Consider the following 24,495-nt stretch of genomic DNA (forward strand, 5'->3'; position numbering starts at 1 on the left):
CGCGGAGGGTAGGGGTCGCCCGAGGAACGAGGGCGGCACCTGCCCGCAGCGGAGGCGAAGCTCAGCGCGACCAAAAGAGGCGAGCGGCTGAGCTGAGTCGCAGCGGAGGGTAGGGGTCGCCCGAGGAACGAGGGCGGCACCTGCCCGCAGCGGAGGCGAAGCTCAGCGCGACCAAAAGAGGCGAGCGGCTGAGCTGAGCTGACGAGCTAACCCCTCCGCGTCCAAGCCGTGACCGAATCTCCCCCAGGATGTGACATACATCCCGGGGGAGGTCCGTTTTCCCAGGTCACGGCAGCATCGGGACTAAACACCCGGCACAAATACCTGTCCATTTCGTGACGTAATGCACTGACAGGTGGCGCGCCCTGACCGCAAGCTGATGTAGGAAGTCGGGGGATCGACTCGGAATCGGGAGTACGTCAGTGAGCGCACTGTCTCTTGCCCTGCTGGTGACCACGGCCGCTGCCACGGCCGTCGGTGCCGCCGCCCTGCACGCTGCCCACGGTCTCCGCAAGCAGATCACCGCGCTGCGTGACGAGCTCGCCACGAAGCCGGCCGGCCCGACCGTTCCGGCGGCCCGGCAGGCGCCCGTCGCCGAGATACGGGCCGCGGTCGCCGAGGCGCTGGCCGAGGAGCGCGAGCGCGAGCTGGCCGAGGCGCGGGCCTTCTGGGCCGCGCAGGAGGCCAGGGACGCCGCCGACGCCCCGTCGCTGCTCGGCGGTCTGGCCGGCCCGTCCACCGAGGACGGCCCGTACTACGTGCCGCGTCAGGCCGACTTCGTGGGCCTCGAGGCGATGGCCCTGGAGGCCATGGAGGCGGAGGCCGCCGCGCTCGACGGCCGCGAGGCGCGGGAGACCCGCGAGGGCCGCGAGGCCTTCGAGCCCCGGGAGGCGCTCGACGCCTTCGACGCGTTCGACACCTTCGACGCGCTGGAGGAGTTCCCCGAGCTCACCGGCGCCGGCGAGTACCCCGAGGACTCCCCCGAGCTGGCCGCGGCCCGCCGCCGCCACCCCTCGCACCCGGACTTCGTGCCGGTGCAGACCCCGGTCGTCACCGACCACGAGCGCACGGTGGCCCGCCTGGAGGAGCTCGCCGACACCGGCACGGCCCTGACCGACGTCCGTCCCGGCCCGCTGGGCACGCTGGACGTGTACGTCTTCGCCGACGGCACCACGCTCTGTATGACGCCGGGCCACCGCGAGACCGCCGAGCGCCTCGCCGAGGCCCTGCGCGCCGGTCACACGCCGGTCCTGCTGGGCGGCTCGGGCGTCTCCGGCGCCTACGCCCTGACCTTCTCGTGCGGCGAGGCGGCCGAGGACAACGTCTACATCCTCGCCGACCGCGTGATCGCCAGCCTCTGACGCCACTAGGCCCCTACTCCTCCGGCGGCCCCGCCGCCGCGACGAGGCGGCTCCGCAAGGCCTTGCAAGGCCCTCCGGGCGCTACAGGCCCGAGCGGGCCTCCGCCTCCCGTACCAGCCTCACGGCCTCGTCCAGGTCCCTCTCAGGGGCACCTGCCGCCGAGGCCGTTCGCAATGTTTCGGCCAGATCCGTCGCGGCGACGACCAGTTGGTCCGCGACCGCGAACATCCCCGCGTCCGGCATGATCCGCGGCTCCCGTCCCGGGAACTCCAGCCGCTGCGCGCGGACGGCCAACTCCCTGGCCAGCGCCAGTCCGGCCGCGGCGGCACCACGCTGGAGGCGGCTCTGCGGGGCGGCCCGCAGCCGGTCGGCGAACCGCTCGGCGGCGGCGGTCAGGTCACTCGTATCGCGCACGCCGCGACCCTACGCGCCCTCCGGGGACCATTGCCAACGGGCGGACGCTCGGGCACGGTGGCGTGAAGGAGCACACGGCACAACGCGTCCGGAGGCGCCGATGTCCCACACATTCTCCGAAGAGACCCACCGCAATCTGCTCGCCCGCATTCCCCATTGCACCGGTCGTGAGATCTCCGACTGGCTGAAGACCGTGGAGGAAGGCCCCTCCCTCATCCGCTTCGAGGAGAAGGTCAGCTGGCTGCGCGGGGCGCACGACCTCGCCTACGGCCACGCCAAGGCCATCATCCACGAGTACGACCTCCGCCGGGCGGCCCGCCGCATGCTCTGACGGTGACGCGGAAGGGCCCGCCCGGCGGTCGCCGGACGGGCCCTTCCTTCACCTGCCGGAGCGTCAGTCGTCGCCCTGGAGGATCGACAGCAGACGCAGGAACTCCATGTAGATCCACACCAGCGTCGTGGTGAGGCCGAGGGCGGCCAGCCAGGCCTCCTCGCGCGGAGCGCCGTAGGTGACGCCGTCCTCGACCTGCTTGAAGTCGAGGGCGAGGAAGCACGCGCCGATGATGATGCCGACGATGCCGAACATGATGCCGAGGCCGCCGCTGCGGAAGCCGAGGCCGTCGCCGCCGCCGAAGACCGCGAACAGCGAGTTCACCAGCATCAGCAGCACGAAGCCGATCGCGGCCGCGATCGTGAAGCCGTAGAAGCGGCGGTTGACGCGGATCCAGCGCATCTTGTACGCGACCAGCACGCCGGCGAAGACCGCCATGGTGCCGAGCACGGCCTGGGCGACGACGCCGTCGGCGATGTACGTCGAGACGGCCGACGAGATCACGCCGAGGAAGACGCCCTCGAACGCCGCGTAGCCGAGCACCAGGGCCGGCGACGCCTTGCGCTTGAAGGACTGGATCAGCACCAGGACGAAGGCCACGAGGCCGGCCGCGATGCCGATGCCGTACGACTTGCCCAGGTTCGCCGGGTCGACCGGCAGCAGCAGCCAGGACAGGACTGCCGTGACCACGACGGTGCCGAGGGTCATCGCCGTGCGGCTGACCACGTCGTCGATGGTCATCACATTGCCGCGGGCCTGCTGCGGGGCGCCCGACTGCGTGTCCTGCGGCGCGTACGGGTTGGTCGCGTACGGGTTCGCCGCACCCTCGGCATACGGGTTGCCGGTGGCGTAGGGGTTGGTTCCGACGGCGGGGCCCCCGGCCTGCGGCTGCTGCGCGTTGAAGCCCGCGTAGCCGTTGTCGCGGCTGAACCCCCGTCGCGAGAAGACCGGGTTGCTGCTCCTCATCTCACTCCTCCATGGCCGCACTGCGCGGCCTTGCGTCAAGAGTAATGGGAGGGCAAAAGGAACTCCCTCGTGCTGGGGGAGGATCTTTATACGATCGTGTCGAGGTCGTGTCGAGGAGTGCCCGGAACCGGATTCGAACCGGTACGGCCAAAGGCCAGCGAGGTTTAAGCTCGCCGTGTCTGCATTCCACCATCCGGGCGTGTCGCGAGGCTCCGCGTTCGCAGAGGAGCCTATCGGGGCACGTCGCCCGTTCAGCGGAACAGCGGCCCGATGTTGTCTTATTTTATTGACACATGAGGGTGCGTCAGTGCAGGTGGGGTGGCCTCTGACGAAGGGCGACGGGGCTCGCGGGGGCAGCGGCCGGGTCGCCGGATTGACGAAAACTCGCCGCAGAGTCGGACCCGACTTCGTCACCTCTCCCGGACCGCCCGGGGCCGTGCCCCGGCCGGCCCACGCGGACGGCCGCGCGGCCCGGTCGCCTCAGGGTCGCCGTCATACCTCAGGATGACGGCGGGCGGGCCCGGTCCGACTCGAGACGGCCCCGGGAACGGGCACGTGGGCGGACGCCGGGGCCCTTAACGCTCGACACGATGGAGTGGTTCCCGAACAGCCGCAGTGACAGGAGTCGCCCTCGTGACCACCACCCCCACCGTGCCCCGCGCCACCGCGGTGGCCGCCCGCGCCACCGACCTGTCGAAGGTCTACGGACAGGGCGAGACCCAGGTGGTCGCCCTGGACCGGGTCAGCGTGGACTTCCGGCAGGGCGAGTTCACCGCGATCATGGGCCCCTCGGGCTCCGGCAAGTCGACGCTGATGCACTGCGTCGCCGGTCTCGACTCCTTCAGCTCCGGCTCGGTGCGGATCGGCGAGACCGAGCTCGGCTCGCTGAAGGACAAGCAGCTGACCCAGCTGCGCCGCGACAAGATCGGCTTCATCTTCCAGGCGTTCAACCTGCTGCCGACGCTGACCGCGCTCGAGAACATCACCCTGCCGATGGACATCGCCGGCCGCCGGCCCGACAAGCAGTGGGTGCAGCAGGTCATCGACATGATCGGCCTGTCCGGCCGGCTCAGCCACCGTCCCTCGCAGCTCTCCGGCGGCCAGCAGCAGCGGGTGGCCGTGGCCCGCGCGCTCGCCTCCAAGCCCGAGATCATCTTCGGTGACGAGCCGACCGGAAACCTGGACTCGCGCTCCGGCGCCGAGGTCCTCGGCTTCCTGCGCAACTCGGTGCGCGAGCTCGGCCAGACCGTGGTGATGGTGACCCACGACCCGGTCGCCGCGTCCTACGCGGACCGGGTCGTCTTCCTGGCGGACGGCCGGATCGTCGACGAGATGCTCCACCCGACGGCGGACGGCGTGCTCGACCGCATGAAGGCCTTCGACGCCAAGGGCCGTACGAGCTGAGGCCCGGGGCCCCGCCCCGCCGCCCCGGTCCCCTTCTCCGTCCCACCTTCCGTTCAGGACCTCCCATGTTCCGTACCGCCCTGCGCAACGTGCTCGCGCACAAGGCCAGGCTGCTGATGACCGTGCTCGCCGTCATGCTCGGCGTGGCCTTCGTGTCCGGCACCCTCGTCTTCACCGACACCCTCTCCCACGCCTTCCGCAACCAGTCCGCGAAGAGCTACGACCACGTCGCCGTCGCGATCAGCGCGGCTCCCGACCAGTCCGACCCGAACGCCACGCCCGGCCTGTCCGAGCAGACCCGGCAGAAGATCGCCGGGCTGGACGGCGTCTCCGGCGCGACCGGCCGGGTCAACGGCTTCGCCGGCGTGCCGGACAAGGACGGCAAGCTGATCGGCGCCGGCTGGTCCAACAAGGGCACCAACTTCGCGCCGGGCGCGGACGGCAAGGACGCCGCGTACACCTTCACCTCGGGCGCCGGCCCGGTGAAGGACGGCGAGATCGCGCTCGACCAGGACACCGCCGACCAGGGCGGCTACCAGGTCGGCGACCGCGTCCGCGTCGCCACCAACGGCCCGGTCGAGACGTACACCCTGTCCGGCGTCTTCACCACCGAGGACGGCGCCGTGAACGCCGGCGGCAGCCTCGTGCTGTTCGACACCGACGTGGCCCAGAAGCTCTACCTGCGGCCCGGCTACTTCTACGACATCACCGTCAGCGCCGCGCCCGGCGCGGACGCCGACAAGATCCTCGCCGCCGTGAAGCCGATCGTCGGCGACAAGGCCGACGCGCAGACCGGTCAGGCGCTCGCCGACCAGCAGGCCAAGGACATCGAGAGCGGTCTCGGCAACCTCAACACGATGCTGCTCGCCTTCGCCGGCATCGCGCTCTTCGTCGGCGTCTTCCTGATCGCCAACACCTTCACCATGCTGGTCGCCCAGCGCACCAAGGAACTCGCGCTGATGCGCGCCGTGGGCGCCTCGCGCAAGCAGATCACCCGTTCCGTGCTCGCCGAGGCCGGTCTCGTCGGCCTGGTCGCCTCCGTGATCGGTTTCGTCCTCGGCATCGGTCTGGCCGCGGGCCTCCGGTCCGCCATGGACGCCTTCGGCCTGAAGGTCCCGGCCGGTGACCTGGTCATCGGCGCGAGCCCGCTGGTCTCGGCGCTCGCCGTCGGCATCCTGGTCACCATGCTGGCCGCCTGGCTGCCGGGCCGCCGCGCCGCGAAGATCCCGCCGGTCGCCGCCATGAGCAGCGTCCACGCGGTGGCCACCACCAAGTCGCTGGTCGTGCGCAACAGCATCGGCGCGGCCGTGACCGCGCTCGGCCTGGCCGGCATCGTCGCCGGCGCGGGCAAGGGCGGCGACGAGGGCCGGATGCTGATCGCCGGCGGCGCGTTCCTCGCGCTCGTCGGGGTGATCGTGCTGATCCCGCTGCTGTCCCGGCCGGTGATCGCGCTGGCCCGGCCGTTCCTGAAGCCCTTCGGCGTGGCCGGCGCGCTGGCCGGCCAGAACGCGGTCCGCAACCCGCGCCGCACCGGCGCCACGGCCTCCGCGCTCGCCATCGGCCTCACCCTGGTCACCGGTCTGTCGGTGCTCGGCGCCACGGTCGGCTCGGCCGTCGACCGGATGACGACGGACCAGATCAAGGCCGACTACATGATCACCATGGCGAGCGGCGACGGCCTGAACCAGGCCGCGCTCGACGCGGTGCGCAAGACGCCGGGCGCCACCGCGGTCTCGCCGCAGCAGGCCGGCTGGGTTCAGGTGAAGGACGACTTCAAGTCGGTCTCCGGCGTCACCCCGGGCGACGTGGAGAAGGTGCTCAACCTCAAGGTGACCGACGGTTCGCTCGGCTCGCTCGCGGACGGCCGGGTCGCGGTCGCCGAGAAGACGGCGGACAAGCAGGGCTGGAAGGTCGGCTCGACGCTGCCGGTGGAGTTCTCCGACAAGAAGAAGGGCACGCTGACGGTCGGCGCGGTGTACGAGGACAGCGAGTTCGTCTCGTCGCTGGTCTTGGACGCGAAGATCCTCAACGCCCACGACCCCAAGCCGTACATCCCGCAGATCTTCGTGAAGATGGACGGCGGTCCGTCGGCCGCGGCCGAGAAGGCCGTGACGAAGTCGCTCGGCGACAACCCGGCGATGACGGTGATGGACCAGAAGGACATCCGCGACTCGTTCGGCGGCGTCATCAACATGATGCTGAACATCATGTACGGCCTGCTCGCGATGGCCCTGATCATCGCGGTCCTCGGGGTCGTCAACACCCTGGCGATGTCGGTCTTCGAGCGGCAGCAGGAGATCGGCATGCTGCGGGCGATCGGTCTCGACCGGCGCCGGGTGAAGCGGATGGTGCGTCTGGAGGCCGTGGTCATCTCGCTGTTCGGCGCGGTGGTCGGCATCGCCCTCGGTTCCTTCCTGGGCTGGGCGATCGGCGAGACGATCGCCAGCAGCCTGCCGGACTACGAGCTGGTGCTGCCGTGGGCCCGGATCGGCGTCTTCCTGCTCCTGGCCGGACTGGTCGGCGTGCTGGCCTCGCTGTGGCCGGCCCGCAGCGCGGCGAAGCTGAACATGCTGGCCGCCATCAAGGCCGAGTAGTCCCGTCCGTACGCCGAAGGGCCGGGCTTCCCTGCTGGGGAGCCCGGCCCTCGCGCGTACCCACGGATCACGCGGCTACGGGTCAGCTGCCCGCGCAGTAGGTCATCAGGTACTGGTGGTTGGCCTTGAACTGGTCGTACAGCGCGGCGTTGTCGATCTTGAGCAGGGTCTCGTCGTTGGCCCGCAGCGCCGGGTAGGTGTAGTTGTGGCTGCCGGTCCACACCAACTTCCGGCCGGCCACGCCGTCGTACGTGCCTTCCACCAGCAGGTACTTGGAGTGCAGGCCCGCCTTGGCGACGCCGGTGCCGCGGTCCTCGTAGCACTGGACGCGCTGGCTGAGCTTGCCGGAGACGACCGACTCGACGCCCGCGCTCATCGAGCCGGGCGCGCCGTCGTGGGCGAGGATCACGGTGCAGCCGGCGTTCTTCAGGGCGACGAGCTTGCTCGCGACCTCGTCGCGGGTGAAGAGGTTGGCGGCCATCCGGACCTGGGTGCCGCCCGCGCAGCCGACGTTGTCGAGGATCAGCTTGACGGTGTCGGTGGAGGCGTCGCTGTCGTACGTGGTGCCGGTGGCCTCCTTGCGCGGGAAGAAGTACGCCTTGTACGGGCCGCTGGCCGGCGTCTTGTAGTAGTGGGACAGTCCGCTGCCCGAGCTGCCGTGGGCGAGCAGGTCGGTGAAGTAGTCCTGGTAGATGCCGTAGAGGCCGGTGTCGACGATGGTGACGGCGTTGTTGAAGAGGTCGGTGCGCTGGACGCCGGTCATGTTGGCGGAGGTCTGCACGACGACGTCCTTGGCGCCGCCGGTCTCGGAGAACAGCCAGAACTTGTTGTGGTTGATGGCGCCGTCGGTGTCGCCGGGGATCTGGCGCGAGCCGATGCAGCCGCGGCCGGCGGGACAGGCGAAGACCCAGGAGCCCTGGGTGCGGTCGGTGCCGAGGCGGGCGACGAGGTGGTCGTACTCGCCGCCGGTCATGGTGACGGTGGTGTGGTCGACGATCACCCGGATGTTCACGCCGCGGGTCTTGGCGGCGCCGAGGGCGTCGGTGACGGCGTCGTCGGTGAAGGTGTAGAGGCCAGCGGTGACGGTGGAGCCGGCGGGCGCCTTGCCGATGAGGTCGACGATGCGGTCGCGGACCCGGTTCTGGGCGGTGGCGTCGCCCGACGGGTCGTTGAAGGTGGCGGTGGTGGTCACGGCGGCGTCGGCGTCGGCGGCGCCGGCCGGGGACGGGACCGCGAGCAGGCCGACGGCGACGGCCAGGGCGGACAGCAGACGGGCGGGACGGAGCAAGGTTTCCCCCTCGGATCGGGCGAACCGACATAGGCATGACAAACCGGACGGCAAAGGAAACGGGGTGCCGGTCGTCACCGGCACCCCGCTCACCCGGAGCCTGAGCCTCCGAACGTATCAGCGCCCCTCCGGCCCCCGGGACTCGCGCTCGGGCTCCCGGGACTCGCGCTCGGGCCCCTGGGGCTCGCTCCACACCCGCGACCGGCGCGGCAGCCCCGAGACACCCGACGCCGGCGTCTTCACCGCCAGGAACTGGTTCACGCCGATCCTGTTGCGCTCGAAGGAGACCGCCGAGGCCGCCATGTACAGCCGCCAGATGCGGGCCCGGCCCGGCGAGGTCAGCCGCACCGCCCGGTCCCAGTCCCGCTCCAGATTCGCCACCCACTCGCGCAGCGTCAGCGCGTAGTGCTCGCGGATCGCCTCCACGTCGCGCACCTCGAAGCCCGCGTCCTCAAGGGTCGTCAGGGTCCGGCCCATCGGCGCGAGTTCACCGTCCGGGAAGACGTACGCGTCGATGAACTCGTCCACCCGGTAGGCGTCCTCGTCCGCCTCCGGACGCCGCGCGATCTGGTGGTTGAGCAGCCGCCCGCCCGGCTTGAGCAGCCGGTACAGGATGTCCGCGTACTCCCGGTAGCGCACCGCGCCCACGTGCTCGGCCATGCCGATCGACGAGATGGCGTCGTACGGCCCGTCGACGACGTCCCGGTAGTCCTGGACCCGGATCTCGATCCGGTCGGTCAGGCCCTCCTCGGCGATCCGCTTGCGGGCGAACGCGGCCTGCTCGCGCGAGAGCGTGATGCCGACGACCCGCGCGCCGTACTCCCGGGCCGCGTGGATCGCCATCGAGCCCCAGCCGCAGCCCACGTCGAGCAGCCGGTCACCCTCCCGCAGACGCAGCTTGCGCGCGATCAGGTCCAGCTTGTCGTGCTGCGCCTCCTCCAGCGTCCCGCCGTCGCTCCAGTACGCGCACGAGTAGACCATCGACGGGCCGAGCACCAGCTCGTAGAAGTCGTTGCCCACGTCGTAGTGGTGACTGATCGCCTGCTTGTCCCGGCGCCTGGTGTGCCGGGCGCCGCTGCGCCCGCGCATCTCCTCCACCGGCGGCTTCGGCGGCGGCAGCGGACCGGCCAGCTTCAGCAGCGCCTTCGCCGCGGCCCGCACCTTCGGGTCGCGCACGGCCTCCAGGGCACCCCGGGACTCCTCGCCGCGCTCCCAGATCAGCCCGGCGAGCCGGTCCAGGACCTCGTAGAGGTCGCCCTCGACGTCGATCTCGCCGGCCACCCAGGCCCGCGCGAGCCCGAGCTCACCGGGCTTCCACAGCAGCCGCCGCAGGGCGCGCCGCTCGCGGACGATCAGTACGGGACCGTCGGCGGGGCCGGCTTCGCTGCCGTCCCAGGCGCGCAGCCGCACCGGAAGCCGGGCTCCCAGCACGTCCTCGGCAAGGGCGGTCAGCCGCGACGCGGCGTCGGCCATGGTGCAACACCTCCGTGATCTCGTGCCCCAGAAATGCCTGTCACCAGGAGAACACCGTCCGTAGACGAACCCATCCCCTCCCGCGCGTAAACGCTGTGAAAAACACGCGAAGGGCCGTCCGCACCACGGATGGCGGACGGCCCTTTTACGGCCTTGCGTGTACTACGGGTCCTGCTGTTCCTGCTGGTCCTACGGGTACTGCGGTGGTGCTACGCGTCGGGCGCGGGCCTCAGGAGGCCTTGGCCTTCTCCTGCGCCGGGGCGGCCGGCGCCGGGGCGGGCTTGGCCGCCTCGTAGAACTCCTCGCGCGGGGTCTCCATGGCGCCCAGGGAGACGACCTCACGCTTGAGGAACATGCCGAGCGTCCAGTCGGCGAAGACGCGGATCTTGCGGTTCCAGGTCGGCATGGCCATGCCGTGGTAGCCACGGTGCATGTACCAGGCGAGCCGGCCCTTGAGCTTGATCTTCATCTTGCCCATGACGATCATGGCGACGCCCTTGTGCAGGCCGAGACCCGCCACCGCGCCCTTGTTGGAGTGCGCGTACTCCTTCTGCGGGAAGCCGCGCATGCCGGCCACCACGTTGTCGCCGAGGACCTTGGCCTGGCGCAGGGCGTGCTGGGCGTTCGGCGGGCACCAGGCGCGCTCGCGCGGGACACCGGCCTTGATCGCGGCCAGGTCCGGGACCTGGGCGTTGTCGCCCGCGGCCCACACGTAGTCGAGGCCGTTGACCTGGAGCTTCTCGTTGCAGTCCACGTGGCCGCGGGGGCCGAGCGGCAGACCGAAGCGGGCGAGCGCCGGGTTCGGCTTCACACCGGCGGTCCACACGATCGTGTTGGAGTCGACCTCGAGGCCGTTCTTCAGCACGACGTGGCCGTCGACGCAGGAGTCCATCGAGGTCTCGAGGTAGATCTCGATGCCGCGGCCCTCGAGGTGCTCCTTGCCGTAGAGGCCGAGCTTCGGGCCCACCTCGGGAAGGATCTTGTCGGCGGCGTCGACCAGGATGAACCGCATGTCCTCGCGGTTCACGTTCTGGTAGTACTTCGCCGCGTCGCGGGCCATGTCCTCGACCTCGCCGATGGTCTCCGCGCCGGCGAAGCCGCCGCCCACGAAGACGAAGGTCAGCGCCTTGCGGCGGACCTCCTCGTCGGTCGTCGAGTCGGCCTTGTCGAGCTGCTCGAGGACGTGGTTGCGCAGGCCGATGGCCTCCTCGATGCCCTTCATGCCGATGCCCTGCTCGGCGAGGCCGGGGATCGGGAAGGTGCGGGAGACGGCACCCATCGCGATGACCAGGTAGTCGAACGGCAGCTCGTACGCCTCGCCGACGAGCGGCGCGATCGTGGCGACCTTGCGGTCCTGGTCGATGGTGGTGACCCGGCCGGTGAGCACCTCGGCTCCGCGCACGACGCGTCGCAGCGGGACGACGACGTGGCGCGGCGAGATGCTGCCGGCGGCGGCTTCGGGGAGGAAGGGCTGGTAGGTCATGTACGACCGCGGGTCGACGACCGTGACGGTCGCCTCCGCGTAGCGCATCTTCTTGAGGATGCGCCGAGCTGCGTACAGGCCTACGTACCCGCCGCCTACTACGAGGATCCTGGGACGCTCCGTGGTGCTCATGCCATCGAGTATCCACCCCTCCAAGGGGGGGTGCTCGTGCGCCCCTTCACAAGGATGCGAGGCACCTCTGCTACACTCCGCCGCCCACGTGACCCATGTCATGGTCGAGCAAAGGAACCACGGTGCCGGGGCGGACGTTGTTCACCCCCTGTGAACTGGCCCGGAGAGCCTTCCTTAACGCCGTACCAAGGGGAGCGTTCACACGATGGAAACATCGAGCGAAGTGGCCTCCACACCTGCGAAAGGGCCCTGAGGAGGCCCTTGGAGGGCCCCAAGACCTCCCTCGGACGCCCTCAGGGCCCTTTCTCTTGTGAAGAACTTCACGAACTTTCCCGACAGGCCGTCGCCGGGGCCGTTCCGGAGCCCTCCATAGCTGTCCGCTATGCCACGGATAGGGCGATCCCATCGAGGATGTCGTGCTCGCTGACCACGACCTCGGCGGCCCCGGTGCGCTCCATGATCTCGGCGAGGACCAGCGCTCCGGCGATGATCACGTCGACCCGGCCGGGGTGGATGACGGCGATCGCGGCCCGCTCGTCGTGGGTCGAGGCGAGCAGCCGGGCGAGCACCTCGTCGACCTGGGCGCGGGAGATCCGGGCGTGGTGGATCTTCGTGGAGTCGTACTCCTCCAGGCCCAGCGCGATCGCGGCGACCGTGGTGACCGAGCCGGCCAGGCCGACCAGCGTCTCGGCGTCCGCGAGCGGGACGGTCTCGGCGGCCAGGTCCATCGCGGCCCGCACGTCGGCGCGGATCGCGGCGATCTCCTCGGCGGACGGCGGGTCGTGCCGGACGTGCCGCTCCGTCAGGCGTACGCAGCCGATGTCGACGCTGCGGGCGACCTCGACGTGCTTGTTGCCGACCACGAACTCGGTCGAGCCGCCGCCGATGTCCACGACCAGGCGCCGGTCGTCGCCGTGCAGCTCGCCGGTGGCGCCGGTGAAGGAGAACTCGGCCTCCTGGTCGCCGGTGATGACCTCGGGCTCGACGCCCAGGATCTCCACGACGCCGTTCACGAAGTCGGCCCGGTTCTCGGCGTCGCGCGAGGCGGAGGTGGCGACGAAGCGCACGCGCTCGGCGCCCAGCTCCTCGATCACCGCCGCGTAGTCGCGGCAGGCGGCGAAGGTCCGCTCCAGCGCCTCGGGCGCGAGCCGGCCGGTCTTGTCGACGCCCTGGCCGAGCCGGACGATCGTCATCCGCCGGTCCAGCTCGATCAGTTCGCCGGTGTCGGGGTGGACGTCGGCGACGAGGAGGCGGATGGAGTTCGTACCGCAGTCGATTCCGGCGACCCGGGTCACTTCTGCTCCTCGTCCTGGTCGGCGCAGGGCGTGACGCACGGGCCCTTCGCCCACCACTCCGGCAGCATCGCGATCGCCTCGTCGCCCAGCGGGTTCACGCCCGGGCCGGCGGCCAGCGAGTGGCCGACGAGCACGTGCAGGCACTTGACCCGGTCCGGCATGCCGCCGGCGCTCGGGAAGCCCTCCAGGACCTCGATGGCGTCCCGGCGGGCGATGTAGTCCTCGTGCGCGGCGCGGTAGGCGGCGGCGAGTTCCGGGTCGGTGCCGAGCCGGGCCTGCATCTCCTTCATCACGCCGTTGGCCTCCAGGGTGCCGATGGCGGAGGCGGCGCGCGGGCAGGTCAGGTAGTACGTGGTCGGGAACGGCGTGCCGTCGGGCAGCCGCGGCGCGGTCTCGACGACGTCCGGGTTGCCGCACGGGCAGCGGTGCGCGATGGCGCGCAGGCCGCGGGGCGGGCGGCCGAGCTGGGCCTGGAACGCGGCGACGTCCGCGTCGGTGGGCTCGGTGCGTTCGGTCTGCGGAGGGGGCGTGTCCATGTCTGCCTTGCTCGGGTCTCGGAGTCTCGGTGTGCGGGTGGGGCGGGGCGTCACGGGCGGTCGGCTCGGTCCACGCCGTCCCACAGGTTGTCGTACCAGGGGCGGTCCGTCGCGCCCTGGTCGGTGCGGGGCCGCTGCTCCGCGTCGGGGTCGTTCACGGTGAAGCCGGTCTCGCCGGGCATCACGTAGTGCAGGTGCTCGCGGGCCAGCCGGCGCACATAGGCCGGGTCCCGGAGGCGGGCCTTCTCGTCCCGCAGCTCCTCGACCCGGCGGGCGGCCTCGGCGGCCTTGCGCTCCTGGTCGGCGATCTCGCCCTGCTGGGAGACGTACTGCCGCATGGGATAGGCGAGCGCCACCACGAGCGAGCAGACGACCAGGGCCAGGAAGGCCGCGCGGCCGGTGAGCCGGGAGCGGCGGGCCTGGCGGCGGGTCTGGGAGCGGTAGACACGGGCGGCGGTCTGCTCGCCGAGCAGCCTGATCCGGGTCGCGGTGGAGAACCGGTCCCGGTCCTTCACGGCCATGTCGTCCGCCTCCCCTTCGTGGCCTCGCGCTGTCGGCCCTGTTCACACGTACGTCCCCGCACACGGTACGGGACCGAGTGCGGGGACGTACGGATCAGAGCTGTGTCAGCCCGGTGATCGGATCAGCCCTTGAAGCGCGGGAAGGCGCTGCGGCCGGCGTAGACCGCGGCGTCGTCGAGGATCTCCTCGATGCGCAGGAGCTGGTTGTACTTGGCGACGCGCTCGGAGCGGGCCGGGGCGCCGGTCTTGATCTGGCCGCAGTTGGTGGCGACGGCGAGGTCGGCGATGGTGACGTCCTCGGTCTCGCCGGAGCGGTGGGACATCATGCACTTGAAGCCGTTGCGCTGGGCGAGCTCGACGGCGTCCAGGGTCTCGGTCAGCGAGCCGATCTGGTTGACCTTGACCAGGAGGGCGTTCGCGGTGCCCTCCTCGATGCCGCGGGCGAGGCGCTCGGGGTTGGTGACGAACAGGTCGTCGCCGACGAGCTGCACCTTGGTGCCGAGCTTGTCGGTGATGACCTTCCAGCCGGCCCAGTCGTCCTCGAACAGCGGGTCCTCGATGGAGACCAGCGGGTACGCGGAGACGAGCTCCTCGTAGTACTCGGTCATCTCGGCGGCCGAGCGGGACTTGCCCTCGAACTCGTAGGAGCCGTCCTTGTAGAACTCGGAGGCGGCGACGTCGAGCGCGAGCGCGATGTCCTTGCCGGGCACGTAGCCGGCCTGCTTGATCGCCTCGAGGATGAGGTCGAGGGCCTCGCGGTTGGAGCCGAGGTTCGGGGCGAAGCCGCCCTCGTCGCCGAGGCCGGTGGACAGGCCCTTGTCCTTCAGGACCTTCTTGAGGGTGTGGTAGACCTCGGTGCCCCAGCGCAGGGCCTCGGAGAAGGACTCCGCGCCGATCGGCGCGATCATGAACTCCTGGATGTCCACGTTGGAGTCGGCGTGCGAGCCGCCGTTGAGGATGTTCATCATCGGAACGGGCAGCAGGTGCGCGTTCGGGCCGCCCAGGTAGCGGAAGAGCGGGAGGTCGCTGGCCTCGGAGGCGGCGTGCGCGACGGCGAGGGAGACGCCGAGGATGGCGTTGGCGCCGAGCGAGGACTTGTCCGGGGTGGCGTCCAGGTCGAACATCGCCTGGTCGATCAAGCGCTGCTCGGTGGCGTCGTAGCCGACGAGCTCCGGGCCGATCTGCTCGATGACGGCGAGAACGGCCTTCTCCACGCCCTTGCCCTGGTAACGGTTGGGGTCACCGTCGCGAAGCTCGAGGGCCTCGAACGCACCGGTGGAGGCACCGGACGGGACGGCAGCACGGCCGGTGCTGCCGTCGTCGAGGCCGACCTCGACCTCGACCGTGGGGTTGCCTCGGGAGTCCAGGATTTCCCGGGCTACGACGACGTCGATGGACGGCACGAGCATCTCCTTCTGGGATGTGACGCTGGTTGTGACGCATGCGGCAAGGTCTCGTTCGCCTTGCGACAAGAGCCTAACCGGCCCGGGGGCTCCGACCGGCCGGGCGCCCGCCCGCTGGGACGAAAAAGGACCCGAGGGCATGCATCTCGGGACGAAAGACCCGGTTACCAATCAGTAGATTCCGGTCGTAAGAAACCGGTCCGGAGCAGCTGCTCCGGACCGGTTCCTTCCACTCACCGCGGGGTCTGCCGCCGGCCGGCGCCGGCGGGCGGTACTACTTCAGGTGGAGCTGCTGACCCGGGTAGATGAGGTCGGCGTCCTGGACGATGTCCTTGTTGAGCTCGAAGAGCTTCTGCCAGCCGCCCTTGACGCCGTGCGCCTGGGCGATCTTGCTGAGGGTGTCGCCGGAGACGACCTTGTACTCGCCGTCGCCCTTCTTGACCTTCTTGCCGGTCGGGGTGGTGACAGTCTGCTTCGAGGCGGCGCTCTTGGGAGCGGTGCGCTTCTCGCTGCGGGTGGTCGGCTGCTCGGTGGAGCGCTTCGGGGTGGTCTTCGGGGCGGCCGGCTTGGGGGCGGCGGCCGTGGCGGAGCCACCGTCGTAGGAGGCGCCGGACAGGCCCACGCCGCAGCTCGGCCAGGCACCCTTGCCCTGGCTCGCGAGGACCTTCTCGGCGACCGCGATCTGCTGGGACTTGGAGGCCTGGTCGGCGGTCGGGGCGTAGGCGGTGCCGCCGTACGCGGCCCAGGTGGAGGCCGAGAACTGCAGGCCGCCGTAGTAGCCGTTGCCCGTGTTGATGGACCAGTTGCCGCCGGACTCGCACTGGGCGACGGCGTCCCACTCGGCGCTGGTGGCGGCCGAGGCGGTGCCGGCGGCCATCAGCGGGGCCGCGACGGCGACGCCGGCGGCACCGGCCAGCGCGAGGGCGCGGGCGGCCTTGGAGGAACGACGGTGTTTGCCCTTGCCGGAAAGCAGCATGGAGGTTCTCCTCACCGACGCCTACGAGGTGAGCTGTCGGGTTCGGGCCTGTGAGTTGCCCGGCCGCGTGACCTAGCACGCGGCTTCACCCCAAGCCGATCGTCGGCCGTCTGTCTCAACGGCCGGGGCCGGCGCTTACCTTGGGTCCCCCGCTCCTGCCTTCGGCGCTTGCGCGACGACTGTTCCCGTCGGTCGGCGGCAGGATTCGGCGGACCGGTCGACGGGGCCCGCGGTGGCGAGCGGTCCTGACCGTAGACACAGACCCGGGGGAAGTTCAAAGACCATCAACCCGGAAAAATCGCCCCTACTTGCGCCCCGTCAGGGTGTGTTTGCGCAGGTGAGGGGCGATTCGGACAAACTTTGCGGACGTGACACGCCAGTTCGGGAAGAGAGACCCATGTCTCACTTGCACAGAACGGACATTCAGGGCCGGTTCGCCGTCCTGACTAGGCGTCGGACCCGGCCGTCCCGAGGTTCAGTTCCAGGCTCTGACCAGGGAGGATGAGGTCGGGATCGGTGCCGACCGTCTTCTTGTTGTGGTCGTAGAGGGCGGTCCAGCCGCCGAGCAGGCCGTTCTCCTCCGCAATGCCCGAAAGACTGTCACCCGGCTTGACGGTGTATTCGTCCGCCTTGTCCGAGGTGCCCGTATTTCCGGCCGGCGCGCCGTCGGTCGGAGCGGCGTGACGTCCCGATTCGGGCGTGGTGTCCGTTGCGCCCGGTTCTTCTGTCGCGGCGTCACCCCGGTGCTTGCCGGTGCCGGGCGTCGTCGACTCCGGCGCACCGGGCGTAACGGATGCGTCCGGCGTGACGGGCGTACCGGGCGCGGCGGGAGAGGTGGGGCTCGTGGGCGCCTGGGGCGCGGTCGTCGCCTGGCCGGGCGTGACGGTGGATCCGGCCGAGGGCGCCGTGCCCGGCGCGGACGGGGTGGCCGGGGTCGCGGGCGTGGCCGGCGTGGTCACCGGCGCCGAGGGCGCCGCGGAGGTCGCACCGGATCCGGCCGGCAGGCCGTCGGTGCGGTTCGACTCCGGAAGCGGTCCCGTGGACTCCTTGGGCGCGGCGCCCGGGCCCGGGTCGACGCCCGGCGCCTTGCCGTCCTTCTTCAGGCCGGCGATCGGGGCGCAGGTGGCCCACTGGGTGTCGCCGGCGGCGAAGGCCTTCTCGGCGACGGCGATCTGCTGGGCGCGGCTGGCGAGGTCCGCGCTCGGGGCGTAGGCGAGGCCGCCGTGGCGCTCCCAGCCCTCCTGGGTGAACTGCAGGCCGCCGTAGAGGCCGTTGCCGAAGTTGGCGCTCCAGGCGCCGCCCGACTCGCACTCGGCGACCCGGTCCCATGTCGCCGCGTCTGCTGCGGAGGCCGACCCGGTGGCGAGCAGCGGCAGCGCCATGGCCGAGCCGGTGACCCCCGCCGCGACGACGAGTGCGGGGGCCTGGCGGGGTCTGCGGTGACGTCCGTTCCCGGAGCGCATGCGGAGTGCCTTTCGCGTGACTGCTGAGACTGCGGGTGAACGTAGCGGCATTCGAACGCGCGTCACAAGTCGATGCAGCAGAGATCACGCGAAGATCACATTTCTGACGGAGCGTCAATTTTCTTCGGTGCGACGCTCCGGGGCGAACTCCACCGGAAGGGTACGAAGGCCGCGCATGATGAGCCCGCCGCGCCAGCGCAGTTCCGCCGGATCGGCCCCAAGTCGCAGGTCCGGCAGGCGTTTCAGCAGCGTCGCCAGCGCCGTCTGCCCCTCCAGCCGGGCCAGCGGCGCGCCCAGGCAGTAGTGGATGCCGTGCCCGTAGCCGAGGTGCTGGTTGTCGCGCCGCGCCAGGTCCAGGGTGTCCGGCTCCGCGAACCGCGCGGGATCGCGGTCCGCGGCCGCCAGCACCACTAGGACCGGGTCGCCGGCCCGGATCTCCTGCCCGCCGACGGTCAGGTCCTCGGTGGCGAACCGCCAGGTCGCCAGCTCCACCGGCCCGTCGTACCGCAGCAGCTCCTCGACACCGGTCTCCAGCAGGCCCGTGTCGCCCGCGGCGAGCGCGTCCTGGAGGCGGCGGCGCTGCTCCGGGTGGCGCAGCAGCGCGTAGACGCCGTTGCCGATCAGGTTCACGGTCGTCTCGAAGCCGGCGAAGAGAAGGATGAAGGCCATCGCGACGACCTCGTTCTCGGTCAGGTGCTCGCCGTGGTCCGAGGCCCGGATGAGCCCGGAGATCAGGTCGTCGTCCCCTTCGTGCCGCAGGCCCTCCCGCTTCTTGTGGATGAGCTCGGCGAGATAGCCGCGCATCTTCTTCACCGACCGCGCCACCCCGCCGCGCGGTCCGCCGCCGTGCCGGATCATCATCCCGGCCCAGTCCCGGAAGTCGTCCTGGTCCTCGCGCGGCACGCCCAGCAGGTCGCAGATGGCGTAGATCGGCAGCGGGAACGCGAACTCGTGGATCAGGTCCGCCTCGCCGCGCTCCGCGAAGCCGTCGATCAGCCGGTCGGTCAGCTCCTGCACCCGCGGCGCGAACTCCGCGACCCGGCGCGGCGTGAACGCCTTCGACACCAGCCGGCGCAGCCGGGTGTGGTCCGGCGGGTCGATGTTGAGCAGATGCGTCATCAGCTCGGCCTTGCGCTCGCCCGGGATCCCCGTCCTGCCCCTGGCGTGCGCCGGCTCGTCGTGGTGCGCCGGGTTCTTCGAGAGCCGCTGGTCCGCCAGCGCCTGCCGCGCGTCCGCGTACCGCGTCACCAGCCACGCCTCCACCCCGCTCGGCAGCGTGGCCCTGTGCACGGGCGCGTGCTCCCTCAGCCAGGCGTACGCCGGATACGGATCGGTGGCGAACTCCCAGGTGAACAGCTCGGGCGCGGGAGGTACGGAGGGGTTTCCTGGGGTGGTGCTCACCTTCCGACCGTACAACTGTCAGTGCCGGTGTGTAGCGTCCAGCCCCTCGACAGCACACAGGGAGAAAGGGATCTTCATGAACACGGACACCGTGATCTCCGCGGACGGCACGGCCATCGCCTACGAGCGTCAGGGCTCCGGTCCGGCCGTCGTCCTCGTCGGAGGGGCCTTCATGACCCGCCACGACTCGGCCGCGCTGGCCGGGCTGCTCGCCGGGCACTTCACCGTGATCACCTACGACCGCCGGGGCCGCGGCGACAGCGGCGACACCGCCCCGTACGACGTGCGGCGCGAGATCGAGGACCTCGACGCGCTCCTCCAGGGCCCGGCCGGCGGGTCGGCGATGCTCTTCGGGATGTCGTCCGGCGCCGTCCTCGCCCTGGAGGCCACCGCCCGTGGCAGCGCCGTCTCCCGCCTCGCGCTGTACGAGCCGCCGTTCGTCACCGACGACAGCCGTCCGCCGCTGCCCGCCGACTACGTGGAGCGGCTGACCGCCCTCGTCGAGCGCAAGGAGTACGGCGAGGCCGTCGCCCTCTTCATGACGGCCGCCGTCGCCCTGCCCGACGAGGTCGTCGCCGGCATGCGCCAGGCCCCGTTCTGGCCCGCCATGGAGGCCGTCGCTCCCACCCTTTCCTACGACGGGCGGATCATGGGCGACACCATGTCCGGCCGGCCCCTGCCCGTCGAGCGCTGGGCGGCCGTCACGGTGCCCGTCCTCGTCGGCAGCGGCGACGCCGGCGCGCCGCACATGCTCACCGGCGCCCGCGAACTCGCCGCCGCCGGCGACAACTTCACCCTGCGGGTCTTCCCCGGCGAGGAGCACACCATCGCGCCGGACGTCCTCGCCCCGGCCCTCGCCGACTTCTTCCGGGCCGGGGAGGCGTGAGCACGGGCCGGGCGTCCCGCGCGGGAAGTACCGCGTCCGCCCTGTGAGACGGCGGCCGGTGGCTTAGATTCACCGCGTGGATGCCGAGTTGCTCAGAAGCACCTTCGCGGTCGTCGAGAGACGGGCGGAGCACGCCGTCGCGTTCTTCTACTCCCATCTCTTCTGGCACAACCCGGGCCTGCGCGAGCTCTTCCCCGAGGACATGGCACCGCAGCGCGACCGGATCTTCGCCGCGCTCACCCACGTCGTGACCCGTCTGGAGGAGCCGGGCCTGGCTACCTACCTCGGCGAACTCGGCCGTGACCACCGCAAGTTCCTGGCGGCGCCCGCGCTCTACACCGCGGTCGGCGTCAGCCTGCTCGCCGCCTTCGGGCACGTGGCCGGCGCCGCCTGGACCGTGGAGGCGGAGAAGGCGTGGACCGAGGCCTACGGGCGCGTCGCCGACCTGATGCAGGCGGGCGCCGAGGAGTCCGCGGCCGAGGGCCAGCCCGCCTGGTGGGACGCCGACGTCGTCCGGCACGAGCGGTACGGCCACGACCTGACCCTGCTCACCCTCCGGCCCCGCTGCCCCTACCCGTACCTCCCCGGCCAGTACGTGAGCGTCAGCTCGCTGCACGTGCCACGGGTCTGGCGCACCTACTCGCTCGCCAACGCGCCCCGCCCCGACGGCACCCTCGACCTGCACGTCAGCCGGATCGAGGGCGGGCTGATGAGCACCGCGCTCACCGACCTGCTCCGGCCCGGCGAGACGCTACGGCTCAGCACGCCGGGCGGCGCGCTCACCGCCCGCACCCCGCCCGGCAAGCCCCGCACCTACATCGCCGCCGGCACCGGCTGGGCGCCGGTGCGGGCCCTGCTCGAAGAGGCCGCCGAGGACGAGCCCGGACTGGAGGGACGGCTCTTCGTCGTCGCCCGCGCCAAGCAGTACCTGTACGGGCGGGCCGACGCCGAGCGGCTGACCGAACGGATACCCGGGCTGCACGTCACCTACATCACCGCCGCGCCCCAGCGGCCCCGCGACCAGGCCACCGAACGGCTCCTCCAGGCGCTGCGGGCCGCCGTCTGCTGGCCCGCCCACGACGTCTATCTCGCGGGCCCGCCCGCCTTCCTCACCGAGGTCGCCGAGGAGCTGGCGGAACTCGGCGCCGACCCGGACCGGATCTTCCACGACCGGCTGCCGGCCGTCGGCCGCTTCACCCGCCGCCCCGGCACCCGCGCCGAGTGGCTGATCGAACCGCCGCAGCTGCACTGGCACAATCCCGAGGCCCGCGCCCCGCGCGAGCCCTGAAAAACGTCAGGCCTCGTCCGGCTCCCCGGCCTCGTAGGGCTCCTCGGCATCGTCCGGCTCCCCGGACTCCTCCTGCTCCCCGGGCTTCCCGGGCTTCTCGGGCAGGCCCTCCGCCGCGCGGATCGCGTCCCGGTACAGCCGCCCCGCCGCCCGCAGCGCCGCCTCCGGGTCGACCCCGGCGGCCTCCGCGCGTACGGCCAGGGCGAGCAGCTCGTCACCGATCCCGCCCCCGGCCGGCAGCGCCACGTCGAGCCCGGCGGTGCGCACCCGGCCGGCCAGCTTCGCCGCGAGCGCGAGGCCCGGCTGCCCCAGCGGCACACCGTCGGTCACGGACTCCCGCCGCTTCTCCACGGCCTTGGTCCGCAGCCAGTGCTCCTTGACCTCCTCCGGCGTCCGCGCGGTCGCGTCACCGAAGACGTGCGGATGGCGGTGGACGAGCTTCTCCACGATCGTCCCGGCCACGTCGTCCACGGAGAACGGCTCCTGCGCGTCCTCCTGCGCGATCCGCGCGTGGAACACGACCTGGAGCAGCACGTCGCCGAGCTCCTCGCGCAGCGCCTCCCGGTCGCCGTCCTCGATCGCCTCGACCAGCTCGTAGGCCTCCTCGATGCCGTACTTCGCGAGGCCCTCGTGCGTCTGCCGCGAGGACCACGGGCACTCGCGCCGGATGCGGTCCATCACCTGCACGAGGTCGAGGAGCCGGGCGCCCGGCAGGTCGTAGGAGCCGGGCAGCAGCTCCAGGTCGGGCATGGTGACGCGGCCGGAGCCGGCCATCCGCGCCAGCCCGTCGGTCAGCTGCCGGTCGCCCTCGCCGGACGGCAGCACGAGGACCGTCCGGCCGCCGGCGCACGCCTCGACCAGCTCCTCGGCGGACGGCCGCAGGAGCTCGACGGCGACCCCGGCCTCGCGCAGGTACGGCAGCTGCGGATGGCCGGCGTCGGGACACAGCACCCGGTCGGCGTCGTGCAGCGCCTGCCAGGCGGGCCAGGACAGCAGTCCGGGCGCGACGCGGTGGCTGGCGGTGAGCAGGACGATTCGGCCGGGGCCGGCGCCGGGGGTGTCGGTAGTCACCCCTCGACGATACGTCGTGGTCAGGCCCCGGCCGCCGGGGCCTTGCTGATCTGCCGCACCCACGGAGCGGTGTAGGTCGCCAGCTGGATCTTCTCGCTGTCCCAGGCCCCGTAGCGCGGGTTGACGTCGATCTTCAGCGCCTTGGACGCCCGGCTGAAGGCCTCGGTCAGCTTCTTCTGGCCCTCGGGGCCGTCGGTGACGCCCAGCTTCGCCGCGATCTTGTTCATCAGGACGGCCCGCCGGGCGACGTCGTCGATGCGGTCGGGCGCCACGCCCTGCTGCTGGAGCAGCACGGCGGCCAGCTGCTCCTCGCCGCCGCTCTGGCGGGCGAAGTCGGCGCGGGTCCTCTGGATCTCGGCGCGGGTCGCGTCCACGCCGTTGTCGGCGGCGACCCGGTCGACCACCCGGTCGAAGATCATGCCGTGCAGCTTCTGCCGGCTGAGGTCGCCGGTCTCCCTGATCAGCTGCGCGGCCTGCGGCGAGGCCTGCTGCGCGGCCCGCACGTCCGCGACCTGGGCCTGCAGACTGGACACCTCGATCCGCTGCCCGCCGACGACGGCCGCCGCGCCCGGGTGGGCGTCGCTGCCGCAGGCGGTGAGCAACGGAGCCGCGGCGAGCAGCGCGGCGGCGGAGACGGAGAGCGCGGTGCGGCGGTGCAAAGGAGCCTCCCGGCGTGGGTCGTGCGTCAGTGGGACGACCGTGCGGTGATCGATGTTAGGCAGTCGCCGTGGCCCGGGCCACTACTTGGAAGCGACTGTTTCGGTCAACGACGCGCGTGTTCGGCTGGTGTCGGGTCCCAGCATGATCGTTCGGGAGAGGAGGAAGGTGACCGGGATCGCGGCGGCGGCGGCGATCAGCGGGGCGTAACGCGGGTTCGCGCCGAGCAGGTCGACGAGGACGTAGACGCCGACGGTGGTGAGGACGAAGTTGGCCGCGTTGGTGAGCGGGAAGAGGAGGAACTTCCGCCAGGTCGGGCGGGTGCGGTAGGTGAAGTACGAGGTGAGGAAGAACGAGCCCACCATGGACAGCGCGAACGCGACGACGTGCGCGGCGATGTACGGCAGGCGCAGGCCCAGGAGCAGGTAGAGCCCGTAGTACGTACCGGTGTTGACGACGCCGACCAGGCCGAAACGCACCACCTGCCAGGTCACTGTCATCGTCCGATGAGCTCCTCGTCGTGCCGCGGGGCGCGCCGGCGCCGCGGGCCGGGGACGGCCGCGTTGCTCGCCTTCACCAGGTAGTGCGGGCGGCGCTTCACCTCGTAGTAGATACGGCCGACGTACTCTCCGACCAGTCCCAGCATCACCATCTGGACGCCGGCGAGGGCCGTGACGGTCACGAGCAGGGTGACATAGCCGGGCGTGTCCACGCCGTTCACCAGGGCGACACCGACGATCCAGGCGGCGTACGCGAATGCGACGGCGACCAGGGCCATTCCGAGATAGACGGCGGCGCGCAGCGGCTTGTTGTTGAAGGAGAGCAGGCCGTCGAGCCCGTAGTTGAGCAGTTTTCCGAACGTCCATTTCGAACGTCCCTGCTCGCGCACCGCATTCTCGTACTCGAAGGTCGTCGTGCGGAATCCGACCCAGGCGAACAGGCCCTTGGAGAAACGGTTGTACTCGGTCAGTTCGAGAATCGAGTCGACCGTGCGGCGCGACAGCAGCCGGAAGTCGCCGACGCCGTCGACGAGCTCGACGTCCACCAGGCGGTTGATCGCCCAGTAGTAGGCGCGGGCGGTCAGCGTGCGGGTGACCCGGTCGCCGGTGCGGGTGCGGCGGGCGATGACCTGGTCGTATCCCTCGGCGTGCAGCGCGACCATGCGGTGCACCAGCTCCGGCGGGTGCTGGAGGTCGGCGTCCATGATGACGACGGCGTCACCGGCCGCGTGCTGGAGACCGGCCAGCATGGCGGCCTCCTTGCCGAAGTTGCGGCTGAAGGAGACATAGCGCGCCCGGGGATCGCCGGCGGCGATCCCCTCGAGCAGCGGCAGCGTACGGTCACGGCTTCCGTCGTCCACGTAGACGATCTCGAATTCTCCGTCGAAACGGGAGAGTTCCTTCGTCACATGGTCGTGGAAGCGACCGATGATCTCTTCTTCGTTGAAGCACGGGACCACGATCGAAAGCAGCACGCACCACACGACAACCGGTACGGATGTCGGTGCCGGATTCCACCGGTGACGGTCAGGCGACCATTGAATGAACTGAGC

The 24,495-nt window shown here is 71.2% G+C and carries 22 protein-coding genes, 1 tRNA gene and 1 riboswitch; of the genes, 6 read left to right on the forward strand and 17 right to left on the reverse strand.

Annotated elements, in window-relative coordinates:
• Positions 1-422 precede the first annotated feature (422 nt).
• A complete protein-coding gene (locus ACIGO8_RS29355; RefSeq protein WP_399736935.1) occupies positions 423-1,361 on the forward strand; it encodes a hypothetical protein in 939 nt (312 codons plus the stop codon).
• A gap of 81 nt (positions 1,362-1,442) precedes the next feature.
• Here ACIGO8_RS29355 and ACIGO8_RS29360 read toward each other — a convergent pair whose 3' ends face one another.
• Positions 1,443-1,775 carry a hypothetical protein gene (locus ACIGO8_RS29360; protein WP_399736937.1) on the reverse strand — a complete coding sequence of 111 codons (333 nt, stop codon included), beginning with the start codon at positions 1,773-1,775 and terminating at the stop codon, positions 1,443-1,445.
• A 100-nt stretch (positions 1,776-1,875) separates the two neighbouring features.
• On the opposite strand from ACIGO8_RS29360, the gene ACIGO8_RS29365 reads away from it, so the two are divergent.
• Positions 1,876-2,106: a DUF4287 domain-containing protein gene (locus ACIGO8_RS29365; protein WP_399736939.1), complete on the forward strand. Its 231-nt coding sequence runs from the start codon at positions 1,876-1,878 to the stop codon at positions 2,104-2,106.
• A gap of 63 nt (positions 2,107-2,169) precedes the next feature.
• Here the strand turns inward: ACIGO8_RS29365 and ACIGO8_RS29370 are convergent, their stop codons facing one another.
• Positions 2,170-3,072: a Bax inhibitor-1/YccA family protein gene (locus ACIGO8_RS29370; protein ID WP_399736941.1), complete on the reverse strand. Its 903-nt coding sequence runs from the start codon at positions 3,070-3,072 to the stop codon at positions 2,170-2,172.
• Positions 3,073-3,190: 118 nt separating this feature from the next.
• Positions 3,191-3,271: transfer RNA gene (locus ACIGO8_RS29375), tRNA-Leu, on the reverse strand.
• Between the two features lie 434 nt (positions 3,272-3,705).
• Between ACIGO8_RS29375 and ACIGO8_RS29380 the strand changes: the two genes are divergently transcribed.
• Positions 3,706-4,476, forward strand: coding sequence for an ABC transporter ATP-binding protein (locus ACIGO8_RS29380; RefSeq protein ID WP_399736943.1), 771 nt, complete (start codon positions 3,706-3,708; stop codon positions 4,474-4,476).
• Positions 4,477-4,541: 65 nt separating this feature from the next.
• On the forward strand, positions 4,542-7,070 hold the full coding sequence (locus ACIGO8_RS29385) for an ABC transporter permease (protein WP_399736945.1): 2,529 nt from the start codon (positions 4,542-4,544) through the stop codon (positions 7,068-7,070).
• 82 nt (positions 7,071-7,152) lie between these two features.
• On the opposite strand, the gene ACIGO8_RS29390 is transcribed toward ACIGO8_RS29385, so the two are convergent.
• From ACIGO8_RS29390 to ACIGO8_RS29435, 10 genes are all read right to left on the reverse strand, one after another.
• Positions 7,153-8,358, reverse strand: coding sequence for a phospholipase D-like domain-containing protein (locus ACIGO8_RS29390; protein WP_399736947.1), 1,206 nt, complete (start codon positions 8,356-8,358; stop codon positions 7,153-7,155).
• A gap of 117 nt (positions 8,359-8,475) precedes the next feature.
• Positions 8,476-9,831, reverse strand: coding sequence for a class I SAM-dependent methyltransferase (locus ACIGO8_RS29395; RefSeq protein ID WP_399736949.1), 1,356 nt, complete (start codon positions 9,829-9,831; stop codon positions 8,476-8,478).
• Positions 9,832-10,060: 229 nt separating this feature from the next.
• Positions 10,061-11,446, reverse strand: a complete 1,386-nt coding sequence (locus tag ACIGO8_RS29400) for an NAD(P)/FAD-dependent oxidoreductase (RefSeq protein WP_399736951.1) — start codon at positions 11,444-11,446, stop codon at positions 10,061-10,063.
• Positions 11,447-11,826: 380 nt separating this feature from the next.
• On the reverse strand, positions 11,827-12,741 hold the full coding sequence (locus tag ACIGO8_RS29405) for an exopolyphosphatase (protein ID WP_399736953.1): 915 nt from the start codon (positions 12,739-12,741) through the stop codon (positions 11,827-11,829).
• Complete coding sequence (locus ACIGO8_RS29410; RefSeq protein WP_399736955.1) at positions 12,738-13,277, reverse strand: DUF501 domain-containing protein; 540 nt, start codon at positions 13,275-13,277, stop codon at positions 12,738-12,740. The genes ACIGO8_RS29405 and ACIGO8_RS29410 overlap by 4 nt, the downstream gene beginning before the upstream one ends.
• Positions 13,278-13,327: 50 nt before the next feature.
• On the reverse strand, positions 13,328-13,798 hold the full coding sequence (locus ACIGO8_RS29415) for a septum formation initiator family protein (protein ID WP_399736956.1): 471 nt from the start codon (positions 13,796-13,798) through the stop codon (positions 13,328-13,330).
• A gap of 122 nt (positions 13,799-13,920) precedes the next feature.
• Positions 13,921-15,201 carry a phosphopyruvate hydratase gene (eno, locus tag ACIGO8_RS29420; protein WP_399736958.1) on the reverse strand — a complete coding sequence of 427 codons (1,281 nt, stop codon included), beginning with the start codon at positions 15,199-15,201 and terminating at the stop codon, positions 13,921-13,923.
• 274 nt (positions 15,202-15,475) lie between these two features.
• A complete protein-coding gene (locus ACIGO8_RS29425) occupies positions 15,476-16,177 on the reverse strand; it encodes a transglycosylase family protein (protein ID WP_399736961.1) in 702 nt (233 codons plus the stop codon).
• A gap of 3 nt (positions 16,178-16,180) precedes the next feature.
• Positions 16,181-16,354, reverse strand: a riboswitch (cyclic di-AMP (ydaO/yuaA leader).
• 269 nt (positions 16,355-16,623) lie between these two features.
• The gene (locus ACIGO8_RS29430) at positions 16,624-17,640 is read right to left on the reverse strand and encodes a transglycosylase family protein (protein WP_399736963.1); all 1,017 of its coding nucleotides are present in this window, start codon (positions 17,638-17,640) and stop codon (positions 16,624-16,626) included.
• A 114-nt stretch (positions 17,641-17,754) separates the two neighbouring features.
• Positions 17,755-19,041: a cytochrome P450 gene (locus ACIGO8_RS29435; RefSeq protein ID WP_399736965.1), complete on the reverse strand. Its 1,287-nt coding sequence runs from the start codon at positions 19,039-19,041 to the stop codon at positions 17,755-17,757.
• 76 nt (positions 19,042-19,117) lie between these two features.
• On the opposite strand from ACIGO8_RS29435, the gene ACIGO8_RS29440 reads away from it, so the two are divergent.
• Together ACIGO8_RS29440 and ACIGO8_RS29445 are read left to right on the forward strand one after the other, a co-directional pair.
• Positions 19,118-19,927 (forward strand): alpha/beta fold hydrolase, encoded by an 810-nt coding sequence (locus tag ACIGO8_RS29440; RefSeq protein ID WP_399736967.1) that lies wholly within the window; start codon positions 19,118-19,120, stop codon positions 19,925-19,927.
• A gap of 76 nt (positions 19,928-20,003) precedes the next feature.
• Positions 20,004-21,215, forward strand: coding sequence for a globin domain-containing protein (locus tag ACIGO8_RS29445; RefSeq protein ID WP_399736969.1), 1,212 nt, complete (start codon positions 20,004-20,006; stop codon positions 21,213-21,215).
• Positions 21,216-21,221: 6 nt separating this feature from the next.
• Here the strand turns inward: ACIGO8_RS29445 and ACIGO8_RS29450 are convergent, their stop codons facing one another.
• The 4 genes from ACIGO8_RS29450 to ACIGO8_RS29465 all read right to left on the reverse strand — a co-directional run bounded on the left by ACIGO8_RS29450 (position 21,222) and on the right by ACIGO8_RS29465 (position 24,417).
• On the reverse strand, positions 21,222-22,286 hold the full coding sequence (locus ACIGO8_RS29450) for a nucleoside triphosphate pyrophosphohydrolase (protein ID WP_399736971.1): 1,065 nt from the start codon (positions 22,284-22,286) through the stop codon (positions 21,222-21,224).
• Positions 22,287-22,306: 20 nt separating this feature from the next.
• Positions 22,307-22,945: a SurA N-terminal domain-containing protein gene (locus ACIGO8_RS29455; protein ID WP_399736973.1), complete on the reverse strand. Its 639-nt coding sequence runs from the start codon at positions 22,943-22,945 to the stop codon at positions 22,307-22,309.
• An 81-nt stretch (positions 22,946-23,026) separates the two neighbouring features.
• A complete protein-coding gene (locus ACIGO8_RS29460) occupies positions 23,027-23,443 on the reverse strand; it encodes a GtrA family protein (protein WP_399736975.1) in 417 nt (138 codons plus the stop codon).
• A complete protein-coding gene (locus ACIGO8_RS29465) occupies positions 23,440-24,417 on the reverse strand; it encodes a glycosyltransferase family 2 protein (protein ID WP_399736977.1) in 978 nt (325 codons plus the stop codon). Before ACIGO8_RS29465 ends, ACIGO8_RS29460 begins: the two co-directional genes overlap by 4 nt.
• Positions 24,418-24,495: the final 78 nt, after the last annotated feature.

Origin of the sequence: Streptomyces sp. NPDC053493 (assembly GCF_044544825.1) — a bacterium.
Taxonomy (GTDB): Bacteria; Actinomycetota; Actinomycetes; order Streptomycetales; family Streptomycetaceae; genus Streptomyces.

Coding starts and splice junctions, on each gene's coding strand:
- ACIGO8_RS29365 (WP_399736939.1), top strand. CDS start 1,876: ATGTCCCACACATTCTCCGAAGAGACCCACCGCAATCTGCTCGCCCGC.
- ACIGO8_RS29370 (WP_399736941.1), bottom strand. CDS start 3,072: ATGAGGAGCAGCAACCCGGTCTTCTCGCGACGGGGGTTCAGCCGCGAC.
- ACIGO8_RS29385 (WP_399736945.1), top strand. CDS start 4,542: ATGTTCCGTACCGCCCTGCGCAACGTGCTCGCGCACAAGGCCAGGCTG.
- ACIGO8_RS29395 (WP_399736949.1), bottom strand. CDS start 9,831: ATGGCCGACGCCGCGTCGCGGCTGACCGCCCTTGCCGAGGACGTGCTG.
- ACIGO8_RS29400 (WP_399736951.1), bottom strand. CDS start 11,446: ATGAGCACCACGGAGCGTCCCAGGATCCTCGTAGTAGGCGGCGGGTAC.
- ACIGO8_RS29410 (WP_399736955.1), bottom strand. CDS start 13,277: ATGGACACGCCCCCTCCGCAGACCGAACGCACCGAGCCCACCGACGCG.
- ACIGO8_RS29415 (WP_399736956.1), bottom strand. CDS start 13,798: ATGGCCGTGAAGGACCGGGACCGGTTCTCCACCGCGACCCGGATCAGG.
- ACIGO8_RS29425 (WP_399736961.1), bottom strand. CDS start 16,177: ATGCTGCTTTCCGGCAAGGGCAAACACCGTCGTTCCTCCAAGGCCGCC.
- ACIGO8_RS29430 (WP_399736963.1), bottom strand. CDS start 17,640: ATGCGCTCCGGGAACGGACGTCACCGCAGACCCCGCCAGGCCCCCGCA.
- ACIGO8_RS29440 (WP_399736967.1), top strand. CDS start 19,118: ATGAACACGGACACCGTGATCTCCGCGGACGGCACGGCCATCGCCTAC.
- ACIGO8_RS29460 (WP_399736975.1), bottom strand. CDS start 23,443: ATGACAGTGACCTGGCAGGTGGTGCGTTTCGGCCTGGTCGGCGTCGTC.